At 34.6% G+C, this 6,167-nt stretch carries 5 protein-coding genes; 3 read left to right on the top strand and 2 right to left on the bottom strand.

What is annotated here, in order from left to right:
- Window positions 1–396: 396 nt before the first annotated feature.
- Window positions 397–1,416: a tetratricopeptide repeat protein gene (locus AFK68_RS14990; RefSeq protein ID WP_094673494.1), complete on the top strand. Its 1,020-nt coding sequence runs from the start codon at window positions 397–399 to the stop codon at window positions 1,414–1,416.
- Between the two features lie 266 nt (window positions 1,417–1,682).
- Here the strand turns inward: AFK68_RS14990 and AFK68_RS14985 are convergent, their stop codons facing one another.
- Together AFK68_RS14985 and AFK68_RS14980 are read right to left on the bottom strand one after the other, a co-directional pair.
- Window positions 1,683–2,588 carry a phosphodiester glycosidase family protein gene (locus tag AFK68_RS14985; RefSeq protein WP_094673493.1) on the bottom strand — a complete coding sequence of 302 codons (906 nt, stop codon included), beginning with the start codon at window positions 2,586–2,588 and terminating at the stop codon, window positions 1,683–1,685.
- Window positions 2,589–2,724: 136 nt separating this feature from the next.
- Window positions 2,725–3,336, bottom strand: coding sequence for a hypothetical protein (locus AFK68_RS14980; RefSeq protein ID WP_094673492.1), 612 nt, complete (start codon window positions 3,334–3,336; stop codon window positions 2,725–2,727).
- A gap of 792 nt (window positions 3,337–4,128) precedes the next feature.
- On the opposite strand from AFK68_RS14980, the gene AFK68_RS14975 reads away from it, so the two are divergent.
- Complete coding sequence (locus AFK68_RS14975; protein ID WP_094673369.1) at window positions 4,129–4,512, top strand: PH domain-containing protein; 384 nt, start codon at window positions 4,129–4,131, stop codon at window positions 4,510–4,512.
- 236 nt (window positions 4,513–4,748) lie between these two features.
- A complete protein-coding gene (locus AFK68_RS14970; RefSeq protein ID WP_094673368.1) occupies window positions 4,749–5,378 on the top strand; it encodes a Vat family streptogramin A O-acetyltransferase in 630 nt (209 codons plus the stop codon).
- Window positions 5,379–6,167: the final 789 nt, after the last annotated feature.

Here is a 6,167-nt window from a genome sequence, read left to right as displayed (position 1 = left end):
ATCTAATACACCCCATCTCCCCATCTCCCCATCTCCCCATCTCTCCACACTCCCGTACGGACGCCCTTATGCAACGTCCCTACCTCCACTCCCCTACTCCCCTACTCTCAATCTCTAATTTTAAATAGAACCCCTTCAGGGGTTCTATACAGCTCAAACCCATGATATTGCTTGCTTTACCCTCAATCCAATGGCTTCGGACATAGTGACATTTAATTACATCTGGCGACTTGACATACTCCCGACGCTCCCCTACGGGAGAGCGCGGGACTTCTCGCCGGGGTAGTTAAAGTGTATACTGACTTATCAGGTTATTCAATAAATTTTTTTGTATTCAGGTAAACTATCTACAGCCATAAGCGATAAAAAATATTGATCAAATTGAGAGGAGCAAGCATGGGTAAGAGAAACCCCATTACATTTATTCTAATTATCCTGGCTTTAGGTTACGGCGGTTCAATTGTTTGGTTAAATAATGTACAAAAAAAATCCATAACTATAGCTCAAGGAAAAATAGCCAGTTTAGAAAATATTAACCAAGATTTCAATATTAATAAACTTAGGCTAGCAAGAAATCAATTGCCTGAGGCAATAGCCATTTTAGAACAAACTATTCAATTACCTGGCGTACCCTTACAACCTGTATCCAGAGAAATAGTTAAACTAAATTATCAACTGACGGCAATAGAGAGAAAGCTATATTTAGAAGAATATGGATTTATATATTTAAAGTTAGCAAAAGAGTCCGCAATGGCAGCAGCTTTATTAGTACAAAATCCACCCCATCCTGTTAATACTTGGTATCAAGCACAAGCAAAATGGCAATATGCAATTAATTTATTAGAAAAGATTCCTCAAGAGAGCGGTTCATATTTAGAAGCTAGAGAAAAGTTAAAACTTTATCGGGAAAATTATCAAATAATAACTAAAAGATTTAATTTGGCAAAACAGGCAATTGAAATTAATAACCAGGCTAAAAAAAAGATAGAAAAAGAAAATTATTGGGGTGCAATTAAAGACTTAAATAAAGCTATAAATCTCAATCCTGGTCAGAGTGAAACTTACTTAAGTAGGGGAGTTGCTTATTCTCAAGTGGGAATGAAAAGAGCAGCGATCGCCGACTTTAATAAAGCTATCGAAATGAATCCTAAAAATTCTCAAGCTTATTATTATCGAGGCGATGAATATCTACAATTAGGAGAAAAGCAAAACGCATTACAAGACTTAAATAAATCTATCAAAATTGATGCTAATAATCCTAAGTCTTACTTTAATAGAGGGGTAGTTTATTACTTAATGGGAAATCAAAGTAAAGCAACGGAAAATTTTCAGCAAGCTGCTTTTCTTTTTGGATTAGATGGAGATTCAGAACGTCAAAAAATGGCAGTAGATATGCTAAAAAGATTTCAAGAATAATGTGGTACGGGCATCTTGCCCGCCATCCAATTTATATAGAATCCGGGTAATTAGTTATCGTATCGCGCTCGGAGTCAGGAGTCTTAGGGGCGAAACGCGTTTCGCCCGTAGCCATATTCAATCGACCAAAAGAAGAAAAACAATTCCTTTAAAGCTTTTTTCTGAAACTAAAATAAATAGCTGACCGCTTAATGCTGACTGCTGAATGCTTACTTATTAATAATTAATTGTTGAAATTATACCTACTCCCTAGACAATGAATTTGCTCAAGGTACAATAGAAAATCCTAAATGATTAGCAATTGAACGTTGACGCATAGGTATAAGAGTATGAACTGGTGAATTTAATAATTTCCCTTGAGAATCAGGTCTTACCACTAAAGTTGTTGAACCTCCACCATCTAAATTTAATGCTTTATCTATACCTAAATTAATCATAAATTCCTGTAGTTCTGCCATAGTAACACCATCACTATAAAAAGGCTGTTTACCATCAACTAAAACTAACCATAATTTATCGCCTTTTTGATTAATTCCTACTGCTGTCCGTGGATAAGCTCTCTGATTAAAAGGTGAATTTCCAGGCACAGCAATTGCCTGACCATTAGCAATTAAAATTAAATTACCAGCAATAGCTTGAGTAGTTTGAGTTGGACAAATAGAATTATCTGATATTTGAGCATAGTTCTTGACATTAAAACATAAAGTCGGCCAATTTCTATCAACTATAGAGTAGTCATCACCATTAGATATTGCCCGCCCAACTACATTTACTAAATCCCCACTTTTAGGGTAAAAATCCCAAGGTGTCTTTTCGTAAAATGGGTAGAAAAAATTGGCATTTATTGCTAGCTGTAAATCAAATTCATTGACAAATTCGGAAGTAGTCCGGGCGGAAATTTTCATGTCTGGAGAAGTAGAAATTCTGGGCGTTACTAATACTTTCATTCCTGTTGTAGAAAGGTCAATAGTAACAACATGAATCATAATCGGACGGGGTTGAGAAAAAGCAATCCGTTCATATAAAACTCCAGGAAATAATAATAAATTTGTGTTAGTTAGAGGGGGACGAATAAAAGATAATATAGTAAAAATTGTCAGTATTAAAACTAAGAAAAAGACAATGCTGATAGTTAAGAGCGATCGCCATGTGAAAATTCTAGTTCGAGACATTAGATAAAATCCTAATATTTTAATTAATAATGAATAATTAATACATACAGCAAATTCCAGGTTAATGTGGTACAAATAACGGAATAAATATTATATTTTTTGCCTACTCCCTACTCCCTACTCCCTATTCCCTATTTCAACAAATAGGTTGTTTTCCAGGTTTAACAGCATGAATATACTCACTACCAGAATTAGGCCAACCTCTGCGATAAGCTGCTGACTCTGGTTTTCCCCATCCCAACTGCAGCAGCATCTCCAGAAAATTTGATTTTTCCCACTTCAACATATTTGCCCATTCTGTACGTTGGGCGATCGCCTCTATCTCAATTATTTCTATTGGGCGAAATTCTCGACCATGACTTACACTTAAATATAAATCCATCCCTATAGTCACTTGGTTCCAAAAATCTAACACAGAAGCTTTTGCTCCCTGCAAAATTTCTAAATCATCCGACAAGGCAATTAACTGTTCATGCACCACAGGAAAACTAATAGTTTTCTCATTAACTGTCACTTGTCGCCACACAATACCAGAGACCAAATATTCCCTTTGGTAGCGATGGATAGCAGCTTTAAAATCTTGATAAGCAGTAAACTTTTGAAATGCCTCCGGTTTGAGAAATTGGTCAACCACTGGGTTGCCAGTACGGGGGGTTGCAGCCAAATTAAGACGATGGCCTTGTATACAAGCTTGGCGTTCTTCAGCTAAGATATTTATTAGCTCGTTAGTGCTGTAGACCTTTGACATAAGGAAATACTATAGTCAGAGTTACATAAAATGTCTTTATTCTGACATATTTTTGGCTTAAGTAAGGGTATTCATACCGTTTCACGGAAGTTAAAAGCCTGAAAGGTTGCGAGGCGACAGCCGTGGCAATCTCAAAGTCAAAAGTCTAAATCAAGATTTGAACAGCTCAAAACTTTGACTATACATTAATTTCAGGAAATTATTTCACATTTAAAGTTTGAAACTATTTGTGACATCTTTAAAGTGAATTGGTATCAAAAAATCTTTTTTCAAAATTATTGCAGCTAAAATAGTAATACCATTTCTCAAAAACTTTTCTACATTTGATTGAGTAGGTTAGTGTAAGGACGTTGCATGCAACGTCCCTACTGGAAAAGTAAAAATCAAGAATAATTAACGTTAACTTACCTAAAATCATCAAAAAAGTTATCCTACTAAAGTAATTACCTAATAACTGAAGTTTTAATTAAATATAGAATTACTTTTGGGAATTGATATAACACGTCTAGCTTTATGGGTGTGGGTAAGTTAAAATCTGGCACAAACTTAATATGATGCCTAGTGCAGGATAGCGTAAATAACTAACCAGTTACAAAATCCTAAAAGCCTTACTAACCAATACTTTTGACTTTTGAGATTCCCACGGCTGTCGCCTCGCAACCTTTCAGGCTTTTAACTTCCGCGTAGCGCCACTAGGTTTGTTAAAATAGAATAGAGGATAAAAATAATGTTCGGCTCAATGATTTGATAGTCAAGCTTATTAAATATTGATAATATTAAAAGGAGTAAAATATGCGTTTAATTAGTGGTTTGCTCGGCAATGCTTCCGAACTTAATGTTGATTCTAAAAAACTAGATAAGTTATTCAATGAAATTTTAGTAGATGGAGAACAAATTGAAAAAGCTTACCAGATTATTCGGGATATGTTTGTGTTTACTAATAAGCGTTTAATTTTGGTAGATAAACAAGGAGTAAGTGGGCATAAAATTGAGTTTCTTTCTATTCCTTATTCAAAAATTACTAAATTTTCCAAAGAAAGTGCAGGGCATTTTGACTTAGATGCAGAATTAAAAATTTGGGTGGGTAGTGAGTCAGAACCAATTAGCCATGAATTTAATCGTTCAGTGAATATTAATGAAGTATATGCGGTACTGAGTAAGTATGTGTTGAAGTAAATTATTACTTTAGTTAAATAATTTGGTTGAGTCAAGAGTTATGCAATGGGTAGGGGCGAATGGCTATTCGCCCCTATTCTTATCTTTAAATACTGAATAACACCGATTCTACTAGATTTAATATCAACTGCTCTTTATTTTTATTATCCAAATTTTTGATTTGAAATTGCTCTCTCAATCAATCTTTTCCTTCCTTCTTCCTTCCTCCTTCTTCCTTCTTCCTTATTTTCAACATTATGAATAACGGTCCTGACCCTAATCTGAAATATCCAATACCTAATCAAACTCGATTAGTTTATTTAAAAAATATTATTAATAATCCTAACATTATTGTGGGAGACTATACCTACTATGATGATTTTGAGAATCCAGAGAATTTTGAGCGGAATGTTCTCTATCATTTTGACTTTATAGGAGATAAATTAATTATTGGTAAATTCTGCTCTATTGCTTCTGATGTAAAATTTATTATGAATGGTGGAAATCATCGGACTGACTGGTTTACAAATTATCCATTTCCTGTGTTTGAAAATGGTTGGGAAAAAGCCATGCCTAACTCTTGGCCATACAAAGGTAATACTATTATTGGTAATGATGTTTGGATTGGTTATGGAGCGACAATTATGCCTGGTATTCAAGTAGGAAATGGAGCGATTATTGCGACAAAATCTGTAGTAACAAAGAATGTTGAACCATACAGTATTGTGGGTGGAAATCCTGCTAAAGAAATTAGGAAAAGATTTGAAGAAGCTATTATTAAAGAGTTGTTGGAAATTAAATGGTGGGATTGGGAAATTGAGAAAATTACTGAGAATTTAGAGGCAATTTGTGGTTCAGATATTAATGCTTTACGCAATGCTGTTTGAGTTTGAATTGAAACAATTGTTACTCCTCTCAGAAAAACATCAATTATATCATGTCGGGTTGAATAGTTATCATTAAAGTCTGTCAAGCAAAAACTTTTTTATCACTGGTTATCTGAAGATGATATTATATTATGTCCGGATAATTAGTGATAAAAAAACGTTCTCCTTTTTATACTTTCTTTTTCCTCTCTTCCCTCCTGACTCCTGACTCCTGACTCCTGACTCCTCCCTTCTTATTTATAGCTATTCAACCGGACATAATATTACTTCTGACTTCTGACTTCCGCTGTAGAGTTGTGGGAGTTTGGAGACCAAACCCCTACAGTTAACTCTCAAACAACATATAGGACTTACGCAAAAACCATCTCTATAGCGTTCAAAACTATAACGTTATAGTTTTTTAACTCTATATGTAGTACCTCTGCGTAATACCATTTCTCAAAAACTTTTCTATATTTGATTGAAGTAGGGGAGTAGGGGAGGTAGGGACGTTGCATAAGGGCGTCCCTACAAACAAGAATAATTAATGCTAAAATTGCTCTTTTCTAACAAAAAAGTAATTATCTTAGTTTAATTACTTAATAATTGAAGTTTTATCCAAGTATAGCGTTAATGCATGGGAATTGGTATAAGTCCTGAACATATATAATTTCGCTGCACTATTTATGTATGCAACTTTCGTCATTAATTACTTCTAATATCATGTCCGCTGGGCAACGGAAGTGATATAATTCTACCATCAGAAAAGAGCGAAAACTCCTAGTTTATGGAGGGTTTGGAGACCAAACC

This window comes from Hydrocoleum sp. CS-953, from assembly GCF_002260545.1.
Lineage (GTDB): Bacteria > Cyanobacteriota > Cyanobacteriia > Cyanobacteriales > Microcoleaceae > Trichodesmium.
Note: the sequence above shows the minus strand (reverse complement) of the source record. Positions and strands in the feature narration are given on the sequence as shown.

Bases quoted from the DNA above. Each gene is read 5' to 3' on its own strand.
- AFK68_RS14970 (WP_094673368.1), top strand. From the start codon at position 4,749: ATGAATAACGGTCCTGACCCTAATCTGAAATATCCAATACCTAATCAA.
- AFK68_RS14980 (WP_094673492.1), bottom strand. From the start codon at position 3,336: ATGTCAAAGGTCTACAGCACTAACGAGCTAATAAATATCTTAGCTGAA.
- AFK68_RS14975 (WP_094673369.1), top strand. From the start codon at position 4,129: ATGCGTTTAATTAGTGGTTTGCTCGGCAATGCTTCCGAACTTAATGTT.
- AFK68_RS14985 (WP_094673493.1), bottom strand. From the start codon at position 2,588: ATGTCTCGAACTAGAATTTTCACATGGCGATCGCTCTTAACTATCAGC.
- AFK68_RS14990 (WP_094673494.1), top strand. From the start codon at position 397: ATGGGTAAGAGAAACCCCATTACATTTATTCTAATTATCCTGGCTTTA.